Source organism: Brevundimonas sp. FV1ye28 (assembly GCF_058681135.1).
On sequence record NZ_CM178731.1, the window covers coordinates 2,319,309 to 2,345,891 of the forward strand.

26 protein-coding genes are annotated in these 26,583 nt (G+C 67.8%); 13 read left to right on the forward strand and 13 right to left on the reverse strand.

All coding sequences use genetic code 11. The features are described from left to right. The first annotated feature begins 58 nt into the window (after positions 1-58). Positions 59-1,048 carry an oxygen-dependent tRNA uridine(34) hydroxylase TrhO gene (trhO, locus tag ACW171_RS11315; protein ID WP_492093334.1) on the forward strand — a complete coding sequence of 330 codons (990 nt, stop codon included), beginning with the start codon at positions 59-61 and terminating at the stop codon, positions 1,046-1,048. Further along, entirely contained in the window at positions 1,045-1,758 is a 714-nt protein-coding gene (locus ACW171_RS11320; protein ID WP_492093336.1) for a RipA family octameric membrane protein, read from the forward strand. The genes trhO and ACW171_RS11320 overlap by 4 nt, the downstream gene beginning before the upstream one ends. Here the strand turns inward: ACW171_RS11320 and ACW171_RS11325 are convergent. The 5 genes from ACW171_RS11325 to chvI all read right to left on the reverse strand — a co-directional run bounded on the left by ACW171_RS11325 (position 1,755) and on the right by chvI (position 5,289). Further along, complete coding sequence (locus tag ACW171_RS11325) at positions 1,755-2,042, reverse strand: HPr family phosphocarrier protein (protein WP_492093338.1); 288 nt, start codon at positions 2,040-2,042, stop codon at positions 1,755-1,757. The two genes, ACW171_RS11320 and ACW171_RS11325, sit on opposite strands and share 4 nt — an antisense overlap. A 5-nt stretch (positions 2,043-2,047) precedes the next feature. Beyond that, a complete protein-coding gene (locus tag ACW171_RS11330; RefSeq protein WP_271084494.1) occupies positions 2,048-2,452 on the reverse strand; it encodes a PTS sugar transporter subunit IIA in 405 nt (134 codons plus the stop codon). Positions 2,453-2,561: 109 nt separating this feature from the next. After that, a complete protein-coding gene (locus ACW171_RS11335) occupies positions 2,562-2,984 on the reverse strand; it encodes an HPr kinase/phosphorylase (RefSeq protein ID WP_492093340.1) in 423 nt (140 codons plus the stop codon). Between the two features lie 6 nt (positions 2,985-2,990). Next, a complete protein-coding gene (gene chvG / locus ACW171_RS11340) occupies positions 2,991-4,616 on the reverse strand; it encodes a two-component sensor histidine kinase ChvG (RefSeq protein ID WP_492093342.1) in 1,626 nt (541 codons plus the stop codon). Then, complete coding sequence (chvI, locus tag ACW171_RS11345) at positions 4,585-5,289, reverse strand: two-component response regulator ChvI (RefSeq protein ID WP_492093344.1); 705 nt, start codon at positions 5,287-5,289, stop codon at positions 4,585-4,587. The genes chvG and chvI overlap by 32 nt, the downstream gene beginning before the upstream one ends. Before the next feature lie 186 nt (positions 5,290-5,475). Between chvI and ACW171_RS11350 the strand changes: the two genes are divergently transcribed. Continuing rightward, positions 5,476-7,188, forward strand: coding sequence for a hypothetical protein (locus tag ACW171_RS11350; protein WP_492093346.1), 1,713 nt, complete (start codon positions 5,476-5,478; stop codon positions 7,186-7,188). Between the two features lie 27 nt (positions 7,189-7,215). On the opposite strand, the gene ACW171_RS11355 is transcribed toward ACW171_RS11350, so the two are convergent. Further along, positions 7,216-7,530 carry a TFIIB-type zinc ribbon-containing protein gene (locus ACW171_RS11355; protein ID WP_492093348.1) on the reverse strand — a complete coding sequence of 105 codons (315 nt, stop codon included), beginning with the start codon at positions 7,528-7,530 and terminating at the stop codon, positions 7,216-7,218. Positions 7,531-7,641: 111 nt separating this feature from the next. After that, a complete protein-coding gene (locus ACW171_RS11360) occupies positions 7,642-9,624 on the reverse strand; it encodes a CASTOR/POLLUX-related putative ion channel (protein WP_492093350.1) in 1,983 nt (660 codons plus the stop codon). Positions 9,625-9,800: 176 nt separating this feature from the next. Here ACW171_RS11360 and ACW171_RS11365 point away from each other — a divergent pair, with 176 nt between their 5' ends. From ACW171_RS11365 to ACW171_RS11380, 4 genes are read left to right on the forward strand one after another with little or no spacing between them, the layout of a single operon-like run. Further along, positions 9,801-10,241: a VOC family protein gene (locus tag ACW171_RS11365; RefSeq protein ID WP_492093352.1), complete on the forward strand. Its 441-nt coding sequence runs from the start codon at positions 9,801-9,803 to the stop codon at positions 10,239-10,241. 2 nt (positions 10,242-10,243) lie between these two features. Then, entirely contained in the window at positions 10,244-10,864 is a 621-nt protein-coding gene (locus tag ACW171_RS11370; protein ID WP_492093354.1) for a DUF6655 family protein, read from the forward strand. A gap of 54 nt (positions 10,865-10,918) precedes the next feature. Further along, a complete protein-coding gene (gene polA / locus ACW171_RS11375; protein WP_492093356.1) occupies positions 10,919-13,840 on the forward strand; it encodes a DNA polymerase I in 2,922 nt (973 codons plus the stop codon). Then, positions 13,836-15,026, forward strand: coding sequence for a BaiN/RdsA family NAD(P)/FAD-dependent oxidoreductase (locus tag ACW171_RS11380; protein WP_492096624.1), 1,191 nt, complete (start codon positions 13,836-13,838; stop codon positions 15,024-15,026). The genes polA and ACW171_RS11380 overlap by 5 nt, the downstream gene beginning before the upstream one ends. Before the next feature lie 3 nt (positions 15,027-15,029). Here ACW171_RS11380 and ACW171_RS11385 read toward each other — a convergent pair whose 3' ends face one another. Further along, entirely contained in the window at positions 15,030-15,266 is a 237-nt protein-coding gene (locus tag ACW171_RS11385) for a zinc-finger domain-containing protein (protein ID WP_492093358.1), read from the reverse strand. A gap of 75 nt (positions 15,267-15,341) precedes the next feature. Here ACW171_RS11385 and ACW171_RS11390 point away from each other — a divergent pair, with 75 nt between their 5' ends. Beyond that, positions 15,342-16,316 carry an ABC transporter ATP-binding protein gene (locus ACW171_RS11390; protein WP_492093360.1) on the forward strand — a complete coding sequence of 325 codons (975 nt, stop codon included), beginning with the start codon at positions 15,342-15,344 and terminating at the stop codon, positions 16,314-16,316. Here the strand turns inward: ACW171_RS11390 and ACW171_RS11395 are convergent. Continuing rightward, positions 16,297-17,190, reverse strand: a complete 894-nt coding sequence (locus ACW171_RS11395) for a LysR substrate-binding domain-containing protein (protein ID WP_492093362.1) — start codon at positions 17,188-17,190, stop codon at positions 16,297-16,299. The two genes, ACW171_RS11390 and ACW171_RS11395, sit on opposite strands and share 20 nt — an antisense overlap. A gap of 96 nt (positions 17,191-17,286) precedes the next feature. On the opposite strand from ACW171_RS11395, the gene bla reads away from it, so the two are divergent. The 3 genes from bla to ACW171_RS11410 all read left to right on the forward strand — a co-directional run bounded on the left by bla (position 17,287) and on the right by ACW171_RS11410 (position 20,838). Next, positions 17,287-18,213 (forward strand): subclass B3 metallo-beta-lactamase, encoded by a 927-nt coding sequence (gene bla / locus ACW171_RS11400; protein ID WP_492093364.1) that lies wholly within the window; start codon positions 17,287-17,289, stop codon positions 18,211-18,213. Positions 18,214-18,354: 141 nt separating this feature from the next. Continuing rightward, on the forward strand, positions 18,355-19,017 hold the full coding sequence (rpe, locus tag ACW171_RS11405) for a ribulose-phosphate 3-epimerase (RefSeq protein WP_492093366.1): 663 nt from the start codon (positions 18,355-18,357) through the stop codon (positions 19,015-19,017). After that, positions 19,018-20,838, forward strand: coding sequence for a heparinase II/III family protein (locus ACW171_RS11410; RefSeq protein WP_492093368.1), 1,821 nt, complete (start codon positions 19,018-19,020; stop codon positions 20,836-20,838). It begins immediately after the preceding gene. Here the strand turns inward: ACW171_RS11410 and ACW171_RS11415 are convergent. The 3 genes from ACW171_RS11415 to ftsY all read right to left on the reverse strand — a co-directional run bounded on the left by ACW171_RS11415 (position 20,835) and on the right by ftsY (position 23,168). Next, positions 20,835-21,443 carry a MarR family winged helix-turn-helix transcriptional regulator gene (locus tag ACW171_RS11415; protein ID WP_492093370.1) on the reverse strand — a complete coding sequence of 203 codons (609 nt, stop codon included), beginning with the start codon at positions 21,441-21,443 and terminating at the stop codon, positions 20,835-20,837. The two genes, ACW171_RS11410 and ACW171_RS11415, sit on opposite strands and share 4 nt — an antisense overlap. 81 nt (positions 21,444-21,524) lie before the next feature. Continuing rightward, positions 21,525-22,211 (reverse strand): inner membrane-spanning protein YciB, encoded by a 687-nt coding sequence (locus ACW171_RS11420; RefSeq protein ID WP_492093372.1) that lies wholly within the window; start codon positions 22,209-22,211, stop codon positions 21,525-21,527. Between the two features lie 3 nt (positions 22,212-22,214). Next, a complete protein-coding gene (gene ftsY / locus ACW171_RS11425; protein WP_492093374.1) occupies positions 22,215-23,168 on the reverse strand; it encodes a signal recognition particle-docking protein FtsY in 954 nt (317 codons plus the stop codon). Between the two features lie 213 nt (positions 23,169-23,381). Between ftsY and ACW171_RS11430 the strand changes: the two genes are divergently transcribed. Continuing rightward, positions 23,382-25,427: an NAD(+) synthase gene (locus ACW171_RS11430; RefSeq protein WP_492093376.1), complete on the forward strand. Its 2,046-nt coding sequence runs from the start codon at positions 23,382-23,384 to the stop codon at positions 25,425-25,427. Positions 25,428-25,436: 9 nt separating this feature from the next. Next, complete coding sequence (locus ACW171_RS11435; RefSeq protein ID WP_298158631.1) at positions 25,437-25,661, forward strand: alkylphosphonate utilization protein; 225 nt, start codon at positions 25,437-25,439, stop codon at positions 25,659-25,661. Here ACW171_RS11435 and ACW171_RS11440 read toward each other — a convergent pair. Next, positions 25,658-26,530, reverse strand: coding sequence for an alpha/beta fold hydrolase (locus ACW171_RS11440; protein ID WP_492093379.1), 873 nt, complete (start codon positions 26,528-26,530; stop codon positions 25,658-25,660). The two genes, ACW171_RS11435 and ACW171_RS11440, sit on opposite strands and share 4 nt — an antisense overlap. Between the last annotated feature and the right edge of the window lie 53 nt (positions 26,531-26,583).

A 26,583-nucleotide genomic window follows, 5' to 3' on the forward strand; every position in this document is an offset into this window, starting at 1 on the left:
ACGCGCTTCGCAGGACAGGTCCCTTTCATTGTCGGGATCGCAACAGGATGCCCTTCTGGTGACCGTCCCTGAAATCCGCGTCGCCGCCCTCTATCGGTTCGCGTCGGTGCAAGACCCAGCCGCGTTGCGCGACAGGCTGGAAGATCTGTGCGGCTCCGATGTGCGCGGAACCCTGCTGGTCGCGCACGAGGGGGTGAACGGCACGATCGCCGGGCCGGCCGAGGCGATCGCGCGGGTGATCGAGGGACTGACCGCCCTGCCCGGGTTCGCCGGGACCGAGGTCAAGTATTCCTCCGCCGAGCGGATGCCCTTCCATCGGCTGAAGGTGCGGGTGAAGCCGGAGATCGTGACCCTGGGCCTGCCCGACCTGGAGCCGGCGGCGAACGCGGGGACCTATGTGGCGGCCGAGGACTGGAATGCCCTGATCGCCGATCCGGACACGATCGTGATCGACACGCGCAACGATTATGAGGGCGAGGTCGGGGCCTTCAGGGGCGCCGTGCAGCCGAACACGCGGTCGTTCCGAGACTTCCCCGACTGGTTCCGGACCGAGGGGCGGGCCCTGCTCGACCGACCGAATCCGCCGAAGGTCGCCATGTACTGCACCGGCGGGATCCGCTGCGAGAAGTCGACGGCCTTCCTGAAGTCGGAAGGGGTGACGGACGTCTTCCATCTGCAGGGCGGCATCCTGCGGTATCTGGAGACGGTCCCGGAAGCAGAGAGCCTGTGGAAAGGCGAATGCTTCGTCTTCGATGAGCGGGTCGCGGTCGGGCATGGGCTGGCCGAGGGGACCCATACCTTGTGCCGGGGATGCCGTATGCCGGTCAGTCCGGAGGGGCGGACGTCGCCGCATTACGTCGAGGGCGTCTGTTGCGAGCGCTGCCACAAGGCGCGCACGAACGATCAGAAGGCAGGTGCCGTCGAACGGGATCGTCAGGTCAAGATCGCCGAAGACCGGGGTGTCGCCCATATCGGCGCGAAGCAGGGCGGGGCGGAACAGGCGGCTGCGTTGCCTCCTCGCAGGGGGCAACGTAACGTCGTGCGATGACCTCCAACTACGATCTCGCCATCAAGTTTCCCGATCCGAAGGCAGGTGCCATCGAAAGTCCGCAGACCACCGCTCTGAAGCGGGCGCACGACCTGCGGAAATTCGAGATCGAGAATTACTGGAAGCGGGCGACATACTTCTGGGCGTTCCAACTCGCGGCGTTCGTCGCGGCTGGCTGGGGTGCCTCGGCAAAGCCCGCCCTGGCTCCGATCTTCTTCCTGCTGCCCTGCGGGCTCGGGGTGGTATCGGGGTTCGCCGCGTGGCTGTCGGCATGGGGCTCGAAATTCTGGCAAGAAAACTGGGAATCTCATGTTGATGCCTTAGAGCAGGACCTTGAGGGACGGCTGACACAGGTCATCCTGTACAAGGGCCGCCGCCCTCCCTCGGTCAGTCGGGCGAACGAAGCCTTCCTGCTGGTCCTGACGGCGGCGTGGGTGATAGCGTTCGTCTTCATCGCGCTCGGCTTCGATGCCGATGATGTTCTGAATATCTTCAAGACGCGTTGGCTGGCGGGCATCGGCGCGATCATTGCGCTTGCCGCGGTGCTGGCCTTCATCGGGTGGCGGTCATGGCCAAGATTCAAGGGGCTGACCGCCGACGCTCAGGATGCTGAGCGGTGGACACGGACCTCGGGAAAGAATTCGGGCGGCGTCATCCTACTCCGCGACACGATATTCGCGCCGGCCGAGGACCTGACCGGGAAGCCCTAATTGTCCTCGTCGAACTTCCGGGCCACGAGGTCGTTGAGGGCGTCGATGGCCTCTTGGGCGTCGGAGCCTTCGGCGGTGATCTCGATCGCGCAGCCGTTGCCGGCGCCGAGCATCAGAAGGCCCATGATCGAGCGGGCGTCGACGGTGACCCCGTCGCGCGTGACGTGGATTTCGGCCTCGAAGCTGGAGGCCAGTTTCACGAACTTGGCCGAGGCCCGGGCGTGCAGGCCGCGGGTGTTGCAGATGTTCGCGGTCGCCTGAACGGTCGGCATAGTCTGACCCATCGAAGCTACTTCTCGCCCGCCAGGACCCAGGAGGCCACGGAGATGTATTTGCGGCCCGCGTCCTGGGCGTGGGCGACGCAGGTCTCAAGCGTTTCGCGCCCGCGCACGCTGGCCAGCTTGATCAGCATGGGCAGGTTGAGGCCGGCGATGACCTCGGCATGGGTCTGTTCCATGACCGAGATGGCCAGGTTGGAGGGGGTGCCGCCGAACATGTCGGTCAAAAGGATCACGCCCGAGCCGTCGTCGACGGCGGCGGCGGCGTCGACGATGTCGCGACGGCGGCGCTCCATGTCGTCCTCGGGGCCGATGCAGATGGCCGCGACGCCGCGCTGCGGGCCGACCACATGCTCCATGGCGGACAGGAATTCGGACGCGAGCCCCCCGTGGGTGACGATCACGAGGCCGATCATGCCGAGCCGTTCCTGGAAAGCGTCTGCAACGCGACTTATCCCCTATGCCGTGGATCGGAGGCCGCCGCCCCGGTCCAAGCGGGCCTAGATAGGCCAAACCGATGCGCGATTAAAGCCGGTCGATGGCGAGGCCCAGAACCACCGCCGCGGAGGCCGGCCGGATGTCCAGCGTCAGGTGCGGCAAGGGGACGCCGGCGACGGTCTCCCACCGGGGTTCCGGCAGGCGTTCGGCAGCCGTCTGGACGCAATCGACGACCAGGGCGATCCGAGTAGAGGGTCTGTATCCAACGGACAGGATGTCGAGGCCCCGCGCCTCGATCCGGCCGGCGATCTGATCGGGCGGGGCGGCGTAGACCGCGCCGTCGCACGCCCAGAGGTTGGCATAGTCATCGGCGACGAGCCGCCAGCCCGCGTCGATGAGGCGCAGCGCCAGGTCGCTCTTGCCCGCGCCGGACGGCCCGGACAGCAGGACGCCGCGCCAGCCGTCGCGGCCCCGCCGGGCGACTACGGTGCAGTGTCGAGGCTGTGTCATGGCGACCTAGGGCCTGCGACCGACGGCCGGCAGGGCCACTTCGAAGCGGGCGCCCTCGACCGCGCCGGAGGCGCCCAGACGGTTGGCGGCCGAGACCACCCCGCCATGCGCTTCCACGATCTGTCGCACGATCGACAGGCCGAGGCCGGAGTTGGAGCCGAAGGCCGCGCCGCGCGGACGCGAGGTGTAGAAGCGTTGGAACACCGTCTCCAGGTTCTCGGGCGGGATGCCGGGGCCGTCGTCCTCGACCACGATCCGCACCGGCAAGGCGTCCGTATCGTCGCGACGGACAGAGACCCGCACATCCCGGCCCGCCGGGCTGAAGGACCGGGCGTTGTCGATCAGGTTGCGGAACACCTGACCCAGGGGCCCGTCGCGGCCCATGACGCGGACGGGCCCTTCCTGTCGCAGGTCCAGTCTTACCGGGGCCTCGCCGGGCTTTCCGGTCGTCTCGTAGATGCCGACGATGTCGGTCAGGAGGATGGCGAGGTCGACGGGGCGCGGGCGGTCGCGCGACAACTCGGCATCCAGTCGCGAGGCGTTGGAGATGTCGGTGATCAGCCGGTCGAGACGCCGCACATCCTGTTGCAGGACGGCGGTCAGACGGTCGCGCTTGTCCTGGTCCTTGACCAGATCCAGGGTTTCCAGCGCCGAGCGGATGGAGGTCAGGGGGTTCTTGATCTCGTGCGAGACGTCGGCGGCGAACCGCTCGATGGCGTCCATCCGCGTCGACAGGGTGTCGGTCATGGATTCCAGCGATCGGGCCAGGTCGCCGATCTCGTCGCGGCGGTCCTCGAGGTCGGGCAGGGAGATGGCGCGCGCGCGCTGCAGACGCACCTGATCCGCCGCCGCCGACAGACGCATAACCGGCCGCGCCACGAACAGATGAAGCAGGAGGGACGCCAGCAGGTTCACCCCCAGGGCCACCAGGGCGAAGGGGATCAGGGCGCGGCGCTGGGCGTCCAGGATCTCGTCGACGTCGTTGGCCTCCAGGGTCAGGACGCCGAGCACCTGCTGCACATGGCGAATGGGCAGGGAGACGGAGACGACGCGCTCGCCGTTCTCCGAGCGCCGGACGGTCGATTGAGGATCGCCCGCCAGGGCCGCAAGGATTTCGTCGCCCAGGGCGATGTTTGCGCTTTCGAGCGTGGCGGCGGCCTTTTCCGCTCCCTTGTCCGGCGGCGCCGGCGTGCCGGCCGGGTAGGCCGGCGGCAGGGGCTGACCCTCGATCGTGTCGGAGACGTCGAAACTGTCGACCAGCAGAACACCGTCACGGTCGAAGATGCGTGCACGCTGTCCGGCGGGCACGAACCGGTCGATCAGCACCTTGGCCGACTGATCGCGGTTGAGTTCGGGGACGGGCGTACCCCGGGTGTAGTCCTCGTCGGACAGCACCTTGGAGAGCAGTTCGGCCTGACCCAGCAGGCTTTCCTGACGCGCCTGGACGAGGCCCGTGCGCCACTCATTGAGCGCCAGGGCCCCGCCGAGCAGGATCAGAAGACTGATCAGATTCAGGACGAGGATCAGCCCGCCCAGCCGCGATCCGCCGAAGCGGATCAGACGGCGGCGCGGGGAGGCGTCCTCGGACGTCTCCGACGGTTCAGCTCTCGCGGTATCGATAACCGACGCCATACAGGGTCTCGATGGCGTCGAAGTCGTTGTCCACGACGCGGAACTTCTTGCGCATCCGCTTGACGTGGCTGTCGATGGTGCGGTCGTCGACATAGACCTGATCGTCGTAGGCGGCGTCCATCAGGTTGTCGCGGCTCTTCACGAAGCCGGGGCGCTGGGCCAGGGCCTGGAGCAGCAGAAACTCGGTCACGGTCAGCTTGACCGCCTTGCCGTCCCAAGTGCTCTCGTGGCGCGCCGGGTCCATGACCAGCTTGCCGCGACGGATGGCCTTGCCGCTGATTTCGGCCGAGGGCTCGGGCTCGCCGCCATCGCCGCCAGAGCGGCGCAGCAGGGCCTTGACCCGCTCGATCAGCAGGCGCTGCGAGAACGGCTTGTGGATATAGTCGTCGGCGCCGAGGTTGAAGCCGAGGATCTCGTCGATCTCCTCGTCCTTCGAAGTCAGCATGATGACCGGGATCTGGGAGGTCTGACGCAGGCGACGCAGCACCTCCATCCCGTCCATGCGGGGCATCTTCACGTCCAGGATGGCCAGGTCCGGCGGCGAGGCCTCCAGCGCCTCGAGGCCGGTGGCCCCGTCGTGGTACGCGACCACCTTGTGGCCGTGGCTCTCCAGAGCCAGCGACACGGAAGCGACGATGTTCTCGTCGTCATCCACCAGGGTGATATTGGCCAATAGAAGGTCTCCTCGTCTGATCCCTGACAGAAGTCGGGAGCGTCTGAACGCACGACAAGCGTAACCGTTCGCCCGCGATAGCGGTGACTTTACGGCCACAGTCGGGCCGTGACCAGATTTCGTTCGTGAAACCGGACCTTAAAGCCTCTGCCCTAGTCTGACGGCCAGACCGCAGAAAGCGAGCGCATGGCCGGCCCCGTCCACTACGAGCTTTATATCCGCAAGACCGCGCCCTCGCCGTGGACGCTGATGCTCGCGACCGAAGAGCGAAAACACGCCGTCGACAGCGCCGAAGAAATCCTGAAGGACAAGCGGGCCGTGGCCGTACGGGTCACCAAGGAGACGCTCGATCCCGACACGATGGAGTTCGCCAGCGCGACCATCCTGACGCGGGGCGCACCCGAACCGCCGAAGAAACGTCTGGTGTCCGACGAGGACAGACAGTCGAACTGCCTGGGCCCGCAGGACCTCTATACGCCCCACGCCCGCGAACTGATCGGGCGGGTGCTGGAGGACTGGCTGATGCGCCAGGGCGCGACCGCGTTCGAACTGCTGCACCGTCCCGACCTGGTCGAGAAGCTGGAAGCGTCGGGCGTCGAGCTGCAGCATGCCCTGCAGAAGGTCGCCATCCCCGAGAGCCAGGCCACGGGTCAGGCCTCCCACGACTTGATCCGCCACTATCAGAAGCTGGCCGGACAGGCGATGGAGCGGGTCATCTCCGCCGGTCGCAAGGGGACCTTCCCCGATCTCGCCAACCGGTCGCTGGCCGATGTCGCCCAGAGGCTGGCCGGAGCCGCCGACCGCGGCTTCGTGATGGGCGGCGTGGTGGCGGGCGCCCTGGCTGGACTTCGCGGCGCCCGGCCGCGCCTGGACCGTCTGATGGACCTGGCCGACCGCGCGCCCCCCGACGGCGGGCCGCGCGCCATGGTGATGGTCGCCATCGAACAGATTCTCTGCGAAATGCTCGCCTCGCGGACGAACCTGTCGGAGGTCCTCGGCCCGGCGCTGGATCAGGGCGGCAGCCTTGCCGCCGTGGTGCGGATGGTCGCCCCGCGCGAGATCGAGATGCTGATCCGCCACGACCCGCGCATGGCCCTGCTGATGCCGTCCGTCGATGGACCGGCGGCGCGTCTGGGCAAGCGACTGGAGGCGGGGGAGTTCCCGCTTCTGGCGGCTGCCCTGGCCAGGATGGTCCTGCGGGAGCTGATGGGGCAGCGCCGCCTGCGTCCTAATGATGCGCCGGGCGAGATCGATATCCTGCGCACCCTCGCCATGTCGCTGACGGCGACGGCTGGTCGATTGCTGACGCTGGAAGAGGTGCAGACCGCCTTCACCGAACGCTCCAAGAGTCTGATCACCGCCGACTTCGTCCAGGCCTATGTCGTGCCGTGCGAGACCGTGCTGTGCGAGGCCGAGCAGCTGACCCGCCTGTGCGAGAACGTCACCGGCAATGCGAACAAGCGCTCAGCCGCCCGCTGGCTGGCCGCCTGCGTCACCTCCCTCCGGTTCGAGAGCGAGATGCGGATCAGCACGGTGTCGGCGTCGAAGAAGCTGATGGTGCTGGCGACCCTGACCCGTTCGGTGAAGGCCTCCGCCCTGTCGGAGAACGATACGGATCAGATCATGGCCGCCATCGGCAATGTCGGGGGCGTGATCGAGGCCGAGGCCAAGCTGACCGCCAGCCTGGCACGCGCACCGGCGCCCGTACCGCAGAAGCTGACCGCCCTGCTCAGGCTCGCGGCCGGAGAGACGGCGCCCCTGGGTCCGGTCTCGGAACGCGCCAAGGCCGAGGCGATCAGGCTTTTCCGCGCGCCCGAAGCGAGGGCGGCGCTGAGCGCGGCGCCCGAGACCATCGCGCCGCTGAAGGGGCTGATGAAGGCGGCAGGGCTGGCGGCTTGACGTAGCGGGCTACCGCTCGCGACGCGGTCAGTCGAAGATGTCGAAGATACTGTCGCGCTTCTTCTTCTTGTAGCGGTAGTCGTCATCGTCGCGATAGCGCGGCTGCTCGCGATACTGCGGCTGTTGCGGGGCCTGACCCCAGGGGGCGCTCGGTTGCTGCGGCGGCGGGGCGTAGGCCTGAGGCGCCGGGGCGGCGTTGGCGGCTGCGCCCGCCATCAGCTTCTCGAGCTCGCCGCGATCCAGCCACACGCCGCGGCAGGTCGGGCACATGTCGAACTGGACGCCGTCGCGGTCCAGGGTCGTCATCTGGGCGTTGTCGTTTGGGCACATCAGAAGGGGCAAACGGGGTCTCCTCGCTCTAGGTCTGGGCGGCGGGTCTGGCTCCGAGATGGCGCCCCTGCGTCAACGCGCCAAGCGGGGCGGGGTGTCGCAGCCCCGCCCTCTCGTCTCCGATCAGTCTTCGGCCAGAACGATGACACGGTCTTCCGGCAGATAGTCCAGCGCTTCGGCCTTGTTCGGATTGACCACCACCCCGCCCATGTTGCGGCCATCGTCGTCGGCGGCCTCGCGCTTCCTGCGATAGCCGATGGCGGTCTCGCCGCGCTGACGAGCGGCCTCGGCAATGGTGTAGAAGGTCACCGGGCCGGACAGGTCCACATAGTCGCCGACGGGGCGCATGTAGATTTCCGAACCGTCCTCATCCAGCAGGTCGTCGAAGATGGAGGACAGGTATTCGTTCTCGGACGCCTGGGCCAGCATCAGGCTGACGAGCTTGTTGGACACCACGAAGTCGTCGGCGCGGGTGACCTCGGCCAGTTCGCGGTTCCGGATGTCGATCATCTCCGACACCACCGAGATATGGGTGCCGAGGCGTTCGGACAGTTTCCTCAGATGCAACAGGGTGATCAGCGTGCGGGTATCGGCGGACTGGGCCTCCATCGTGTCGGAATAGCCCAGCACCATGATCGAGTCGTAAGAGACCGGGTCCAGCGCCTCGATCGAGGCCGAGTGGCTGGTGTCGATCGTCTTGGACGTGACCTTCATATTGGTCGAACCCAGCGGCATGGCGGCGATCTCTTCCGCGAAGCCGGGAGTGTCGGCGGCTATGGTCAGGACCGAGCCCGGACGGACGTATTTCGACAGCTCATAGGCGATCATCGGACCGCGACGGTTCCAGCCGATGATCAGGGTGCGTTCGGCCTTGCGGCGCACGGCCTTGGGCTTGCGAATGGCCGAGGCGTCGGCAGCGTCATCGGCCAGGGGCGTCATTTTGATGGAGGCGTCGTCCTCGGCGATGATGATGGCGCGCGCGCCCTCGGGGATCACCGTATCCATCGGCGGGTTCATCTTCACCGTGCCGTCGGCATAGCGCAGGCCGATCAGGGCCGAATCCTCATAGCCCATGACGGCGTCGCCATAGGTCACGCCGACCAGTTCCTCGAGTTCGGTCGTGTAGATTTCGCAGCCGTCGAAATCGAGCAGCTCGGAATAGACGGCGGACAGGCCGGCCTGACGCGACGACTGGACCACGATGCGCGAGATCAGGTCGTCGGCGAGAACCAGCTGGACCTCGTCGCCGCCGACGATGCGGGCGACCTCGGCGTTCTTGGCGTCGCGGAGTTCGGCTGCGATCAGATAGCGCTCCTCGCGGCGCTTGGGATCGTTGGTCAGGGCGAGAACCGTCTTGATGACCTGGCTGTCGGGATCGTCCACGCCCTCCGGCGACACGACGATGATCGAGCGACAGGCCTGGGGGTTGACGATCGACAGGTCGAACAGGTCGGTCGGGTCGCCCGAGCGGCAGATGATCCGGGTGTTCTTGAGATCGGCGACCTTGTCGGCGATCTCGTCCTCCATCTCGACCTTGTCCTTGTTGGCCATGATGACGATGCGCGGATTCTTCCGGCTTTCGTTGGCGATGACCAGTTCGGAGATGATGTCGAAGATCGAGGCCGACCAGTTCAGGATGATGGTGTGGTCGGTCTCCAGAACGCGCGAGCGACCCTTCCTGGCCTCGTCGATCTTGGAGTCCAGACCCGCCGAGATGACAGAAATCAGGGCCGAGAAGACCAGGATGCCCATGGCCGTGACGAACAGGTTCAGGCCCCGGAAGGCCCAGCCCGCGTCGCCCGCGACCGTGCCGGCGTCGGTGGTCCGCATCAGCGACTGCCACAGGGCTTCGATGAAACTCCAGCCGCCGTCGGGACCCCAGCGCGTCAGGGACAGGATGGTCGCCGCGAACAGGATGGTGATCAGGGTCACCAGACCCAGCCAGCCGACCAGGGCCATGGCGCCGCCCGACATCGACTTGTCGAACCCGTACTTGAGCCGCTCGCCGAGACTGACCTCGCCGACTTGCTGGCCCTTGGTGGTGGTGGCCTTTGCGGCGCCCTTGGCGGCGTTGCGCGCGGCGTTTGCGCGAGTGAGCGATCCCATGAAGGTTTCGATATCCCCTGAATTCCCGTCGGTCCCCCTGACCAACGACTCCGCTCAATGCGACAATTTGTGCGTGAACGGTGTTCCGGCCACGCTTAGTGGGCTTTTCATGCCTTTGGAACCTGACGATTCCCGACTAGAAGGCAGGCCTTCCCTTTCGCTGCCTGAGGTTTCTCATGCGCTATCTGCACACCATGGTCCGGGTCGCCGACCTGGACGCCTCGCTCCATTTCTGGACGACCCAGCTGGGTCTGGAAGAAGTGCGCCGCCTCGAGAACGAGAAAGGCCGGTTCACCCTGGTCTTCCTGGCCGCGCCCAAGGACAAGGACCGCTCGGCCGCCGAACGGTCGCCCGAGGTCGAACTGACCTACAACTGGGATCCCGAGGTCTATACCGGCGGGCGCAACTTCGGCCACCTCGCCTATCGCGTGGACGACATCTACGCGACCTGCCAGCACCTGATGGATAGCGGCGTGGTCATCAACCGCCCGCCCCGCGACGGCAACATGGCCTTCGTGAAATCGCCGGACGGCATCTCCATCGAACTGCTGCAGGAAGGCCCGGCGCTGGAGCCGGCCGAACCCTGGCTGTCGATGCCCAACACCGGGACCTGGTAAACGTGCGTCCGGCCCTGATCGGCGTCGCCGCCCTGGCGCTTGCCCAGACCCTGGCGGGCTGCGCCTCGACATCGGAGAGCAATCCCGGCCGCACCGCGACCGAACAGCTTCTGATGGCCCGCGCCGCCGATCGGGCCGTCGACGGCCTGCGCCTGCCGATCCCGCCCGGGTCGCGCGTCTTCGTCGAGAGCCGATACTTCCAGGGTGAGGGCTCGGCCTATGCCACCTCCGCCGTGCGCGGTGCCCTGTCCGAGGCCGGCTACGCCCTGGCCGAAGAGAAATCGCAGGCGGACGCGGTGTTCGAGCTGCGGGCCGGGGCGCTGTCCCTGGAGCAGATGCGGCGGGTCGTGGGCCTGCCGCCGCTGGCCGTGCCGATCAACGAGAACTTCAACGTCGTCTCCATGCCGGAGCTCAGCCTCTACAGCCGCCGGGACCGCGTCGGCGTCGCCGAGTTCTCGGGTTTCGTCTACGACGCCCGCACCGGCGCCCCCCTGGGCGCCGTCAGCCCCATGGTCGGCGAATACCGGATCCGCAGCCACAAGCTTCTGATGATGGTGACCTGGGGTCAGCAATCGGCCCGCCCCAATGAGCGCGACCCCGGCGACAGTTGGCGCGAGTTCTAGGCTCCCGCCGTTTCGACCGGTGACGGGCGCGGCGGCCCCGCCTATGTTCGCACCATGTCCGATACCGCCGCGCCCGAAGTCCCCGAAGCCGATCGTCCCCTGACCCAGGACGGCCCCGCCGTGCGGCTGTGGCTGATCGACGCCTCGGCCTACATCTTCCGCGCTTATCACGCCCTCCCGCCCCTGACGCGCAAGTCCGACGGCCTGCCGGTGGGGGCGGTCCAGGGCTACTGCAACATGCTGTGGAAGCTCTTGAAGGACATGAAGGGCGCCGACGGGCCGACGCACCTGGCCGCCATCTTCGACCATTCGGAGAAGACGTTCCGCAACACCCTGTACGACAAGTACAAGGCCAACCGTTCGGCGCCGCCCGAGGATCTGATCCCGCAGTTTCCGCTGGTGCGGGAGGCGACGGCGGCGTTCGGGGTCCACTGCGTCGAGCTGCCCGGCTACGAGGCCGACGACCTGATCGCCACCTATGCCTGCAAGGTCAGGGACGCGGGCGGGGAATGCGTCATCGTCTCGTCCGACAAGGACCTGATGCAGCTGATCGGTCCCTCGGTCGTGATGTGGGATCCGATGAAGGACCGTCGCCTGGCCGAGGAGGCGGTGATGGAGAAGTTCGGCGTGACGCCGGACAAGATGATCGACCTTCAGGCCCTGATCGGCGACAGCGTCGACAACGTGCCCGGCGCGCCGGGGATCGGGCCCAAGACGGCGGCCCAGCTGCTCGGCGAATACGGCGATCTCGACACCCTGCTGGAGCGGGCAGGCGAGATCAAACAGCCCAAGCGGCGCGAGACCCTGATCAATTTCAAGGACCAGATCCTGCTGAGCCGCCAGCTGGTCCGGCTGACCTGCGACGCGCCGGCGCCCGAGGCAATCGACGACTTCAGGATGCGCGATCCCGATCCGGCGGTGCTGGCGAACTTCCTGGAGACGATGGAGTTCCGGTCGCTGCTGCGCCGGGTCGGCGACGGCAAGCTGGAGGGGCACGACGGGTCCGCCTTCGCCCCCGCCCGGCCCGCGCCCCTGACCGCGCCGGTCATCAGCCCCCGCTATGCGCCCCAGGCCATCTCCGAGGACGTCGAGAAACAGACGATCGACACCGAGGCCTATCGCTGCATCCAGACGCTGGAAGAGCTCGACGCCTATATCGAAAGGGTCCGGGAGGCCGGGGTGGTCGGTTTCGACACCGAGACCGACGCCCTGTCGGCGACCCATGCGGGACTGTGCGGCGTCTCGCTGGCCATCGGGCCGAACGATGCCTGCTATATCCCACTGACCCACGAGCACGAGCCGGTCGCGGGCGGCGGCGGGCTGGACTTCGGCGACGCGGTCGAGACGCGCGAACCCCTGACCCAGCTGGACAAGCCGACCGTGCTGGCCCGGCTCAAGGTCCTGCTCGAAGACCCGTCGGTCCTGAAGGTCGTCCAGAACGGCAAGTACGATCAGGCGGTCATGGCGCGGCGGGGCATCCGCGTCGCTCCGACCGACGACACCTTGCTGATCTCCTATGTGCTCGAAGGCGGCCTGCATGGCCACGGCATGGACGAGCTCAGCCGCCTGCATCTCGGGCACGACCCGATCCCGTTCAAATCGGTGGCCGGCACGGGCAAGGCGCAGAAATCGTTCAAGCACGTCGAGCTGAAACCGGCGACCTGCTACGCCGCCGAGGACGCGGACGTGACCCTGCGTCTGTGGCGCATCCTCAAGCCCCGACTGGCGGCAGAAGGGTTGGCGACCGTCTATGAGACGCTGGAACGCCCCCTGCCCGCCGTCCTCGCCGACATGGAGCGCGAGGGCATCCGCGTCGATCCGGCCCGCCTTCGTCGTCTGTCGTCGGAGTTCGGCCTGCGCATGGCCGAGCTGGAAGCCCAGGCCCACGAGATCGCCGGCCGGCCCTTCACCATCTCCAGCCCCAAACAGATCGGCGAGCTCCTGTTCGGCGAGATGAACCTGACCGGCGGCAAGAAGACCGCCTCGGGCCAGTGGGAGACCGGCGCCGCCACGCTGGAGACCCTGGCCGAGACCCACCCCCTGCCCCGCGCCATCCTGGACTGGCGCCAACTGGCCAAGCTGAAGGGCACCTATACCGACGCCCTGGTCGCGGCCATGGACGAGACCACCGACCGCGTCCACACCAGCTATCAGCTGGCCGCCGCCACCACCGGCCGCCTCGCCTCCTCCGACCCGAACCTGCAGAACATACCGATCCGCACGGAGACCGGCCGCCAGATCCGCCAGGCCTTCATCGCCCGCGACGGCCACGTCCTGATCAGCGCCGACTATTCCCAGATCGAGCTGCGGCTTCTGGCCCACATCGGCGACATTCCCGAGCTGAAACGCGCCTTCAAGGCCGGGATCGACATCCACACGGCCACGGCGTCCGAGATGTTCGGCGTCCCCGTCGACCAGATGGACCCCGAAACCCGCCGCCGCGCCAAGGCCATCAACTTCGGCATCGTCTACGGCATCTCGGCCTTCGGCCTGTCGAACCAGCTGGGCATCGACCAATCCGAGGCCGGGGCCTACATCAAGACCTATTTCGAGCGCTTCCCCGGCATCCGCGACTACATGGACGCGACCAAGGCCGAGGTGCGCCAGGCGGGCTTCGTCTCCACCGTCTTCGGGCGGCGCATTCACATCCCGGCCATCCATTCCAAGTCGGGAGCCGAGCGTCAGTTCGGCGAGCGCGCCGCCATCAACGCCCCCATCCAGGGCGCCGCCGCCGACATCATCCGTCGCGCCATGATCCGCATGCCGGGCGCACTGGAGGCGGCCGGTCTGTTGGACGTCAAGATGCTGCTCCAGGTCCACGACGAACTGGTCTTCGAATGCCCGGAAGCCCTGGTCGAGACCGCGATCCCGCTTATCCGCCGGGTGATGGAGGGCGCCGCCGAACCGGCCGTGGCGCTGAGCGTGCCGCTGGTGGTCGAGGCCAAGGCCGCTAAGAACTGGGACGAAGCCCATTAGGACCGAGGCATTCGATGTCGTCGTCGTCGGCGCGGGCGCGGCCGGGATGATGGCGGCGGCGGAAGCGGGGCGTCGGGGACGGCGCGTGCTGGTCCTCGCTCATGCCGCCAAGCCCGGCGAGAAGATCCGCATCTCCGGCGGGGGACGGTGCAATTTCACCAACACCGGGACGACGGTCGCCAATTTCCTGGGCGAGAACCCTCGCTTCGCCGCCTCGGCGCTGGGTCGGTTCACCGTCAAGGACTTCGTGGGGCGCGTGGACCGGGCGGGCATCGCCTGGCACGAGAAGACCCTGGGCCAGCTGTTCTGCGACGACAGCGCCAAACAGATCGTGGCCATGCTGACAGGGGCGATGCGGGAGGCGGGCGTGACCGTGCGCCTCAACACCGGCGTGGCCTCGGTGGCGCGCGAGGGCGACGGGTTCGGCCTGATCCTGTCGGACGGCGCGGCGGTGCGCTGCGCATCGCTGGTCGTGGCGACGGGCGGCAAGTCGATCCCCAAGATGGGGGCGACGGGGTGGGGCTATGACCTCGCGCGCCAGTTCGGGCTGAGGGTCACCGAGACGCGGCCGGCGCTGGTGCCCTTGACGTTCGAGGCGGGGCTGCTGGAACAGACGACACCGCTGGCGGGGGTGGCGGTGGATGCGGTCGTCTCGGCGGGCAAGACGAAGTTCGAGGAGGCGATGCTGTTCACGCACCGGGGCCTGAGCGGCCCGTCGATCCTGCAGATCAGTTCCTACTGGCGCGAGGGGGAGGGGATCACGGTCAAGATGGCGCCGGGCATCGACGTGCTGGCGCGGCTGAAGGCGGCGAAGAATGAGAACGGCGGGAAACAGGCGGTGCACACGGCGCTGGGCCATATCGTGCCGCGCCGGCTGGCCGAGGTGCTGACCGCACGCGAGAACGCCAACGGCAAGCTGGCCGAGGTCGGGGACAAGGTGCTGGCGCGGCTGGATCAGGCGGTGAACGCCTGGACCGTCAAGCCGGTGGGATCAGAGGGGTATCGGACGGCCGAGGTGACCCTGGGCGGGGTGGCGACGGACCAGCTGGATCAGACGACGATGGAGACGAAATCCGTGCCCGGCCTCTATTTCATCGGCGAGGTCGTCGACATCACCGGCTGGCTCGGCGGGTATAATTTCCAGTGGGCCTGGTCGTCGGGCTGGGCCGCCGGACAGGCCGCCTGAGCCTCAATGCGTCTCGGGCGGCCTAGCCGCCGGGTCGAGGTAGTCGCTCTCGGCATGATGGTGGGCCGAGAGGACGAAGCGGCGGTCGCAGTAGCCGCACTCGACGAAGTTTTCGCCGCCCATGTCGAGATAGACCAGCGGATGGCCCAGGACGCCGCCGCCGTCGCAGGCCACGCGCTTGGTGGCGACCGTGATTTCCTCGGGCGGGAGGACGAGTTGATCGGGGTGGCGCGGCGGCATTGATCGGTCCGTGGTCTTGGCGCGAGAGGGTGCGACGCCTAGTTAGACGGCGAAGCGTCACGCCGAAAGCCCCGAATGACCAATACCGAAGCCCTGCCCGTCAACGCCATCGAGGTGCGCGGGCTGGAAAAGACCTACGCAGGCTCCAAGAAGTCGCCGCCGAAGACGGCTCTGCGCGGGGTCGATCTGATCATTCCGCGTGGGTCGATGTTCGGCCTGCTGGGTCCGAACGGGGCCGGCAAGTCGACGTTGATCAACATCCTGGCGGGGATCGTCAACAAGACCGGCGGGACCGCCGCCATCTGGGGTCGCGACATCGACGAACGGCCGCGTGATGCGCGCGCCGCCCTGGGCGTCGTGCCGCAGGAGATCGTGGCCGACGTCTTCTTCACTCCGCGCGAGGCGCTGGAGGTGCAGGCCGGCTTCTATGGCGTGCCGAAGGACGAGCGGCGCTCGGACGAGCTGCTGGCCGCGCTGGGCCTGTCGGACAAGGCCAACGCCTACGTGCGGGCCCTGTCGGGCGGGATGAAGCGGCGACTGATGGTGGCCAAGGCGCTCGTTCACAATCCGCCGATCCTGATCCTTGACGAACCGACGGCCGGGGTGGACGTCGAGCTGCGTCGCCAGCTGTGGGAATACGTGCGCCGCATCAACGCCGAGGGCGTGACCATCCTTCTGACCACCCACTATCTGGAGGAGGCGCAGGAGCTCTGCGACACCATCGCCATCATGAACCGGGGCGAGGTCGTGGCCTGCGAGCCGACGCCGCAGCTGTTGCGCCGGCTGGATACCAGGAACGTTGTGGTGACGCCCGAGCATCCGCTGGACGGCGTGCCGACGGTGGCCGGGTTCGACGTGGTGGCGCGGGCCAACGGTGCCTTCGCCATCACCTACAAGAAAGGCCAATCGTCGGTCGAACAGGTGCTGGCGGCCGTGCGCGCGGCGGGGATCACCATCTCGGACATCACCACCGAGGACCCGGACCTGGAAGACGTCTTCCTGGCCTTGACCTATGGCGACGCGAACGCGGTCAGTCCGACGAAGGATTGATCGGGGCGTTACCCATCTCTTCCATCAGCCAGCCCTGAAAGCGTCGCATGGCGGAGGTTTCAGGACGCGAGATCAGGCGGGTGAGCCAGTAGCGGCCGACATCGACCTCGACCGCGAAGGGCTGGACCAGCAGTTCCGCCGCCAGCTCGCGGGTGAACATGGCGGGCGGCGCGAGCGCCACGCCGAGACCGGCGGCGGCGGCGGACGCCATCAGGGCCGAACTGTCGAAGATCGGTCCGCGCAGGATCGGCGCGGCCACTCCTGCGGCGTCGAACCACAGGGCCCACTCATCCGGCCGGTAGGAACGCAATAGCCGTTCGTGGACGAGGTCGGCGGGGGATTTGAGCCTTGCGGCGATGGCCGGGGCGCAGACCGGCGTCATGGGCGCGGCGAACAGCGGCTCGGCATGGGCACCGTGCCAGGCGCCGTCGCCGAAGCGGATCGCGAAATCGAGCGCCTCGGCGACCAGATCGACGCGGTTGTTATTGGTCGAGATGCGCAGGTCGATCGACGGATGGGCGCGGGCGAAGGCGTCCAGGCGCGGCAGCAGCCAACCCGTCGCGAAGGTGCCGACGACGCCGACCTTCAACTGTTCGCGGAAACGGCCTTCGCCATACTGGTCGAGCGTCGCGGCGATGCGGTCGAACATCTCGGCGAGGACGGGAACCAGGGCCTGACCCTCGTCGGTCAGGGCGATGCCGCGCGGAAGCCGGTGGAATAGGCGGGTGTCCAGACGGCGTTCGAGCTGGGCGACGTGATGGCTGACGGCCCCCTGGCTGACGCAGAGCTCGATCGCCGCGCGGGTGAAGTTGAGATGGCGCGCCGACGCCTCAAAGGCGCGCAGGGCATTGAGCGGGAGCTGGGCGCGGTCCATCCCCTACCCTCAAATATTCTCATGGCTCTGTCGAGAAATCATGCTTTGTCGCCGAGGCGGTCGCTCGTCATTCCTTGGGCTACGAAGGGAAACACGATGATCAAACTGATGACGGTTGCAGCCTGGTTGGCGGCGAGCGCCCTGCCGACGTGCAATCCGCAGGACGCCCATGAACACGCCGTCGCGGATGCGGGGGCCGGAACCACGCAGAGCGCGGACGATCCGCTGACGCGACCGATGGCGACAGAGCGCGCCGAACGGTGGCTCGCGCCCGTCGCGCCCGAGAAGATCTTCGGGAACACCTATCTGGTCGGGTTCGGCGGCCTGAGCGTCGGCCTGATCGACACGGGCGCGGGCCTGGTGCTGATCGACGGGGCCCTGCCTCAGGGGGCGCCGATGATCCTGGCCAATGTCCGGCGCCTGGGGTTCGACCCTACAGACATCAAATTTATTCTAAGCACCGAACCCCACTATGATCACAGCGGCGGCCTCGCAGCCCTGGCCCGCGACACGGGGGCGACCGTGGTGGCGAGCGCGCGCGGCGCCGACGGATTGCGGGCGGGGGCAATGCTGGAGGACGATCCCCAGCTGGCCTACGGCGGTGTCTGGCCCGCCGTGGCGCATGTCCGGGTCGTGGCGGACGGCGAGGTGATTCAGCTTGGAGATACGGCGATCACGGCCCGCGCCACCCCAGGACATACGCTGGGCAGTATGAGCTGGACCTGGCAGGCGTGCGAGGGCGGGACCTGCAAGGCCATCGTCTTCGCGTCGAGCTTCAACCCCGTCTCCGCCGACGGCTATCGCTTCACCGCACCGTCGAGCGCCCCGATCCTCGAGGGGTTCGCGGCGACCTACAGGCTCATGGACGGACTGGCGTGCGACGTGCTGATCTCACCCCACCCGGATAATGCGGGCGCTGGGCGATACGACGCCCGGCCGGGCGCGTGTCGGACCTATGTCGAGCGGTCACGCGGTCTGCTGGCGACCCGGCTGGCCAATGAGCGCAACGGCACGGCGAAATAGGCTAGAGCCTGATCGGCATCGGAGTTTGCCGGACCTCGGGTCCTGGTGACCGGAAAGGTCTCGGAGCTGTCGTGAAATCCGGGCGGGGGGTTTTGGCCCTCGCGCCTTGCCCATAACGTCATCCCGCCTTATCCCCGGCTCATGCCGAACACGCCCCTGATCTGCCCTTCCATCCTGGCCTCGGACTTCGCCAAACTGGGCGAGGAGATCAGGGCGCTGGAAACCGCCGGCGCCGACTGGATCCATGTCGATGTGATGGACGGCCATTTCGTGCCGAACATCACCATCGGCCCGGACGTGGTGAAGGCGCTGCGGCCCCATACCTCGCTGCCGTTCGACGTGCATCTGATGGTCGCGCCGGTCGATCCGTGGCTGGAGGCCTATCGCGAGGCGGGCGCCGACATCCTGACCGTCCATCCCGAGAGCGGACCGCACCTGCACCGGACGCTCGGCCGGATCCGCCAGCTGGGCGCCAAGGCCGGCGTCGTGCTGAACCCCGGCACGCCCCTGTCGGTGCTGGAGGAGGTGGTCGATCTGGTGGATCTGGTGCTGTTGATGTCGGTCAACCCGGGCTTCGGCGGCCAGTCCTTCATTCCCTCGACCCTGAAGAAGATCGAAAAGACCCGCGCCATCCTGGATGCTGCGGGGTCCAAGGCGCATCTGCAGATCGACGGCGGGGTGACGGCCCTGAACGCCGGGTCCTGCGTCGCCGCCGGCGCCGACGCTCTGGTGGCCGGAACCGCCGTCTTCAAGGGCGGGCCGGACGCATATGCGGCCAATATCGCCGCCATCAAGAGCGCATAAATGAGCCCGATCGGGCCCTTCGCGGACCGCAACCCGTCGACGCCGAGCGTGGGCGAGGGCTCGATTCCGGGCTTGCGAGGCGCACCGGTGCGGACGCCGGTCCGCTCCAGCGGCGTAACGACCGGCCCGGCCCTGTGGCCCGCCATCGCCGGACGGGTTCTGACGCGCCAGATGTGGATCGAGCTCTATGGCCTGCCCGGCTATGGCGCGACCCTGGGCCTCGGCAAGGCCGTCGCCTTCGCCGCGACGCCGCGCGATTTCCGCCCCGCCGACATCAATCTCGGCAAGGCCGTTCTGGGCGGGCGTTTCCCCCTGGCCGGATCCAACATGGAGGCCGAGGTGCCGGCCGATCCGTGGAACCGTCCGAGCCCGTCGAAGGCCTTCGCCGTCGACCTGCACGCCTTCGTCTGGATGCCCGGCCTCATGCTTCAGGGCGAGCGGGGCGCGCGCGAGGCGCTGCGGCTGACCCTGGCCTGGGCCGATGCGTTTTCGCGCTGGTCGCCCTTCGCCTGGGAGCCGCAGATCCTGGCGCGGCGGACCTACAATCTGGCCTGCGCCGCCAAGAAGATGGGCGCGGTGGCGTCCGAGGTCGATCGTCTGAAGCTGGCCGATACGCTGGGGCGTCAGGCGCGTCAGCTGTTGCGTCCGCCCGGCGGTCTGGCGGGCAAGGCCGAGCGGCTGGTCGCCGCGGCCGTGGCCGGATGCGTGCTGGCGGGTCCCGCGGGATCGAGCATCCGAAAGACGGCGCTGGGGCGTCTGCCGGGCGCGCTGAGGGTCACCGTGGCCGGTGACGGAGGCCATGCGTCGCGCTCTCCCGAAGCCGGGATGGAGCTGTTGCTCGACCTGCTGACGCTCGACGACGCCCTGTCGCAACTGTCGGAGCCGGCGCCCGAAGCCATGGGCGGGGCGATCATCCGCCTGACCACGGCCCTGAGACTACAGGTCCTGCCCGACGGACGGCTGGCGGGATTCCAGGGCGGCGGGCCGTCGACCCCGGCGCGGGTCGCGGCGGCACGGGCCCACGACGAACATGCCGAGGCGACGGCCGGGGCGGTCGGGACCGTCGGCGGACTGAACCGCATCCGCTCGCCCTTGTTGACCATCGTCACCGACGCCGGGTCGCCCGGCAAGGGCGCCTGGTCCGAGGCGGCCTGCGCCCAGCCCCTGGCGTTGGAAATCGTCTGCGGCAAGGACCGGATCGTCACCGGCTGCGGCTGGACGCCCCGCGCGGCCGACCGGCAGGGACTGCGCCTCACGCCCGGCCATTCGACCCTGACCCTGGGGGAACAGTCCTTCGCCGAACCCCTGGGCGGCTGGAAGGGCGAGCTTCTGGGGCCGCGCCTGTTCGGCCGGCCCTATCATGTGACGTCCGAACGCCGCGACGGCGACGGGGCGGTCTGGCTGGAGGTCGAGCACGACGCCTGGGCCCAGCCCTTCGGCCTGATGCACCAGCGCCGCCTCTATCTGGACCAGCGTCTGGACGAACTGCGGGCCGAGGAGCGGCTGCATCCGTCGTCGACCCACCGCGACGTCGTCCGCGTCATCGCCGCCCCCTATGCGGTACGCTTCCATCTGGAGCCGGGGGTGCAGGCCTCATTGGCGCGCGATCGCCGCTCGATCCTTCTGCGCGGACATTCCGGGCGGGGATGGTGGTTCAGGACCGATGGTCCGGACGTGGCCATCGAACCGTCCGTGCACATCGACGAGGGCCTGACGCGGCGATCGCTGCAGGTCGTGGTGCGGGGTTCGGCCCGAACCGACGCCGAGACCAAGATTCGCTGGAAGCTGAGCCCGGCTGGGGCGACCGGCGATCCAACCTAGATGGCCGGTTCGGCGACCTTGGCCTTCTTGGGTTTGGGCGGCTTGGCGGCCTTCTTCGGTTTTGACGCTTTCTCCAGCGCCTTCTCGGCCTTGCGGGCCTCCTTGGCGGCCTTCTTAAGCTGCTTGGCCTCTGCCTTTTCGGCATCAGGGGCGGCGTCGGCGGCGGCGGCGATCTCGGCCAGCATGTCGAGGAAGCCGTCGCGCTTGGCCTTGGGCAGCAGGCCCATGATCCGCTTGTCGGCGGCCTCGACCTTGGGCCGAGCGGCGTCCAGCAGGGCCTGGCCCTCCGCCGACAGACGCACGGCCTTGGCGCGGGCGTCGAGCGTCGAGCGTTCTCGCGACAGCAGCCCCTTAGTGGTCATGCGGGCGACGAGGTCGGCCAGGGTCGAGCGGTCGATGCCGGTGGCGCGGACCAGTTCGGTCTGGGTCAGGCCTTCCTTGACGGACACGGCCTCCATGACGGCGAACTGACGCTGGGTCGGACCACCCTCGCCGGCCTCTTCGGAATAGATGTCGAGCGCCAGCTGCAGGGCGCGATGCATCAGATGGCTGGGAGATTCGGCGAGCGTGCCGGACCGTCGCGCCTGTTTGCCGGACTTGACCATTACTAGAATCCCCTTGCCGTATGCGGAGGATTATCAGCCAAGCCTTACGGTTTAGCGACAGTGGTATGTCAGCCGCGAAGGTTAGGGCGCCGTGTCCGGACGAGCCGGGGCTGACGCATCCACGGCGTCGTCCGAGACCAGGTTCTTCATGATCAGCGGCACCTGCGACAGACCGAAGACCGAGGAGGCGATCCAGAGCACGCCGCGGAAGCTGACCCAGACGTCGGCGGGATCGACGTGGGCATACCCCATTCGCGTCGCGGCCCAGCCGACCAGGGCCTCGGACCGCACCAGTTCGTTGACGATGGCGACGGCGCCGAAATACAGGCCGTAGCGGAACGTCAGCTTCCGCCAGGCGTCGTCGTTCACCGGGATGACCGTGCCGAGCAGAGCCTTCAGCGGCTGTTTCTTGAGGTAGAGACCGCCGAGCAGTGCGATGCAGAGCGAGGCGTTCAGCACCGTCACCTTCAGCTTCACGAACAGGTCGTCGTTGAAGACGATGGTCAGGACGCCGAACACCAGGGCGAAGCCGCCGACCAGCAGAGGCATCAAGGCCAGACGCTTCTCGACCATCAGACCGACAACGACTGCGACGACCGAACCGGCCACCAGCCCCCAGGTCGCGTGGACCAGGGCCTCGTCGCCCGGCAGGCCACGCAGGCGGAAGAAGATGAAGGTCGCCGCGAAGGCGGCCAGGGCGCCGAAATCGACGACCTGACGGATCCAGGTCGGCGGCTTCTTGTGCGCGGTCTCGGGGGTGTCGGTCATGATCTAGTCCTCGAGGCCGACGAGCGAGCGGGAGAAGGCGCGGGCGTCGAAGGGTTGCAGGTCCTCGATCCCCTCGCCCACCCCGATCAGCTTGATGGGGGCGTCGGAGGCCTGGGCTACGGGCACCAGCACCCCGCCGCGCGCCGTGCCGTCCAGCTTGGTCATGACCAAGCCCGAGACGAAGGCGGTGCGGCCGAAGATCTGTTCCTGGGACAGGGCGTTGCGGCCGACGGTGGCGTCGAGCACCAGAAGGGTCTCATGCGGGGCGTCCGGATCAGTCTTCTTCAGCACCCGCACGATCTTGAGCAGCTCGTCCATCAGGGCGGACTTGTTCTGGAGCCGGCCGGCGGTGTCGATCAGAACGACGTCGTAGTCTTCCGCCTTGGCCTTGGCGTAGGCGTCGAAGGCCAGGCCGGCCGCATCGGCGCCGTCGCGACGGCTTTCGAAATGAGCCCCGGCGCGGTCGGCCCAGACCTTGAGCTGTTCGCGGGCGGCGGCGCGGAAGGTGTCGCCGGCCACGATCATCACCTTGGCGCCCTTGCCCGTCAGGTCGGCGGCGATCTTGCCGAGCGTCGTCGTCTTGCCCGAGCCGTTCACCCCGACGAACAGGACGACATAGGGTTTGATCCCGCCGCCGACGCCGTCCGGGCCAAGCGGGTCGAAGGTCGCCTGACGCGGAAGCAGCTCGGCGGCGACGGCCTCGGCCAGGGCCTCCTTGACCTCGCGCTCGGAGGACGCGCCGCCGAAGCTCAGGTCGCGGAAGCGGGCGACGATCCGGTCGGTGGCGGCGGGGCCGAGGTCGCTCTCCAGCAAATGCTCCTCGAGACCCTCGAGGGCGGCCTCGCTGAGAGGCTCCTTCACGAAGGCGGAGACGACCTGTTCGGTCATCTGCTGGCTGGAGCGGGCCAGTCCCTGGCTGAGGCGCTGGAACCAGCCCTTCTTGGGCGTATCGGTCATGGGAGGGCTTTAGCGGGGCGAAGCGGCGGCGTCATCCATTCTCCGTGCACCCCGGCGAAGGCCGGGGTCCAGATCACACGTCGGGCGCTCGCCCGTCAGTCCCACCATGATATCTGAATCTGGATCCCGGCCTTCGCCGAGATGCACGGGAGGGGTAGGTTGGGAACGAGGGCCTTTGGCTCTATATGAGCATAACCCATTGAGGACCGCGCCTTGGCCAAGATCCACGCCTTCAACTCGCCGCGCACCCACGGCTTCGTCCGCGTGGCGGCGGCGACGCCGGTGGTCCACATCGCCGACCCGAAGGCGAACGCCGAGGAACACATCGCCCTGATCCAACAGGCGGGCGAACAGGGTGTCGATCTGATCGTCTTCCCCGAGTTGTCCCTCAGCGGCTACGCCATCGACGATCTGCACATGCAGGCGGCTCTGCTGGACGAGGTTGAGCGGCAGATCGAGGTCATCGCCGAAGCCGCCGACGAGGCCGGGCTGGTCGCCGTGGTCGGGGCGCCGATCTGGAACGGCGACGCCCTGTTCAACTGCGCGGTTGTGCTGGGCGGCGGAGGGGTTCTGGGGGTCGTGCCCAAGACCTATCTGCCGAACTACCGCGAATACTACGAGAAGCGCTGGTTCGCGCCGGCGGCCTCGCGCGGCGAGGATGCGGTCACCCTGAGCGGCGAAAGCGTGGACTTCGCGCCGGGATTGATCTTCGAGGCGACCAACCGGCCTGGCTTCGTCTTCGCGGTCGAGATCTGCGAGGACTTCTGGGCGCCGTTGCCGCCCTCGACGCGGGCGGCGCTGGCGGGGGCACGCATCCTGCTGAACCTATCGGCGTCCAACATTGTCATCGGCAAGGCGGACGAACGCGCGGTGCTGTGCGCCAGCCAGTCGGCGCGGACCCTGTCGGCCTATGTCTTCACCGCCTCAGGCTGGGGCGAGAGCACCACCGATCTTGCCTGGGACGGACAGGCGACGATCCACGAACTGGGCGCGAAACTGGCCGAGGGCGAACGGTTTTCGATGACCTCGCACATGACGGTCTCGGACCTAGACGTCGACCGCATCGGCATGGACCGGCTGCGGAACGGCACCTTCTCCGACTGCGCGCGAATCGAGGGCGAGGCGGCGACGGTGATCCCGTTCGAGGCGGCCGAGGATCGGGATACAGGCGCCCTGATCCGCCCGCTGGACCGCTTCCCCTTCGTGCCGGACGATCCCAAGCGGCTGGACCAGGACTGTTTCGAGGCCTTCAACATCCAGGTGCAGGGGCTGATGCGCCGGATGACGGCGACGGGCGCCGAGCGGCTGTGCATCGGGGTCTCGGGAGGGCTGGATTCGACCCAGGCCCTGCTGGTGGCGTGCGGAGCGTTCGACCGGCTGAAGCTGCCGAGGACGAACATCCTCGCCTACACCATGCCGGGGTTCGCGACTTCGGACGGAACCAAGGGCAATGCCTGGGCCCTGATGACGGCTCTGGGCGTCACGGGCGAGGAGATCGACATCCGTCCGGCCGCCGAGCGGATGCTGGCCGACATCAAGCATCCCTATGCGGACGGCCAGCCCGTCCACGACATCACCTTCGAGAACGTGCAGGCGGGTCTGAGGACCGACTACCTGTTCCGGCTGGCGAACCAGAACAAGGCCTTCGTCCTGGGGACCGGCGACCTGTCGGAACTGGCCCTGGGCTGGGCGACCTATGGCGTCGGCGACCACATGAGCCATTACAACGTCAACGGCGGGGTGGCGAAGACCCTGATCCGGCACCTGATCCGCTGGGTCGCGGGGCGTGACGACATGAGCCCGGCGGCAAGCGTCCTGCACGCCATTCTGGACACGGAGATTTCGCCCGAGCTGGTGCCTGCGGGGGCGGACGGAAAGATCCAGTCGACGGAGGGGACGGTCGGTCCCTATGCGCTGAACGACTTCTTCCTGTTCCACATCACCCGCTTCGGCATGAGCCCGTCGAAGGTCGCATACCTTTGCCATCAGGCCTGGGGCGACGCCTCGCGCGGCGACTGGCCGGCGCATCATCCGAACGCGGATCGGGTCGAATACGATCTGGCGACGATCAGATTCTGGCTGCGGAAATTCCTCGTGCGGTTCTTCCAGACCAGCCAGTTCAAGCGGTCGGCCCTGCCGAACGGGCCCAAGGTGGTGACGGGCGGATCGCTGTCGCCGCGTGGGGACTGGCGGGCGCCGTCGGACGGAAACGCGCGGGTCTGGCTCGATGAGTTGGACGCGAACGTGCCGGACGCCTAGACAGCGCCCATGACCGACGCCCCCACCAAAGATTCCAACGGCAACATCCTGTCGGACGGCGACAGCGTGACCCTGATCAAGGACCTGAAGGTCAAGGGATCGGGCGGGGTGACGCTGAAGCGCGGGACCCTGGTCAAGAATATCCGTCTGACCGACGACACCGACGAGATCGAGGCCAATGTCGACAAGGTGCGCGGCCTGGTTCTGCGGACGGAGTTCGTGCGGAAGGCTTAAGGCACGTCCCGCAGGAACTCGAAGATCGCGGCCTTGGATTCCGGCTCGTCCAGCATGGGAGCGTGGCCGATGTCGGGGATTTCGGCGTAGCGCATCTCGGGCGCGGCCTTCTGCATCTTGGCGGCGATATCCGCGCCGAGCAGGTCGGAGGTCCCGCCCCGGATCAGTAGGGTCGGGCGCTTCTTCGCCAGCCGACGGAAGTAGGGCCACAGGTTGGGGACCAGGGCCTTGGCGCCGGCGGCCTTGATCGGGACCGAGATGTCGGGGTCATAGTTCAGGATCGGAGACCCTTCGGTCCCCTCCTTGAAAATCCGGCGGGCGAAGGCGTCCCAGTCGGCGTCGCCATAGTGGGGAAAGGCGACCGAGTTGATCCGGCGCGCATAGTCGGCGGCGGCGGCCCAGGTCGGGGTGTCGACCGGTTGGCCGGAATAGGCGGCAATGCGGGCCAGGCCTTCGGGCGATACGGACGGCCCGATGTCGTTGAGGATGGCGGCGGCCACGACGCGGCTCTTCAGCGCCGAGATCGCCATGGTGATCAGCCCGCCCATGGAGGTGCCGAGGAAGACGGCGCGGTCGATACCGGCGACCTCCAGCAGGCCCAGGACGTCCTTGGCGTAGATCGGCGGCTGATAGGTCATGGGGTCGGTCGCGCGATCCGACTGGCCGCGCCCCCGGACGTCGAGCGCCAGGACCCGGCGGCCGCTGCGGGCAATCAAGGGGGCGATGGCGTCGAAGTCGGCGCTGTTCCGCGTCAGGCCGTGGATGGCGATGACGGGCTGCTGGGCCGGACCGTCCGCCCCTGGATAGTCGCGCGCGAACAGGCTCAATCCATCGGACGAGGTCCAGCGACGCTCGGAATAGTCGGCCATGCAGCAGGCTCCCTGACCACGACGCCCCCGCGTCGGCCGCGAGCTTATTTCAT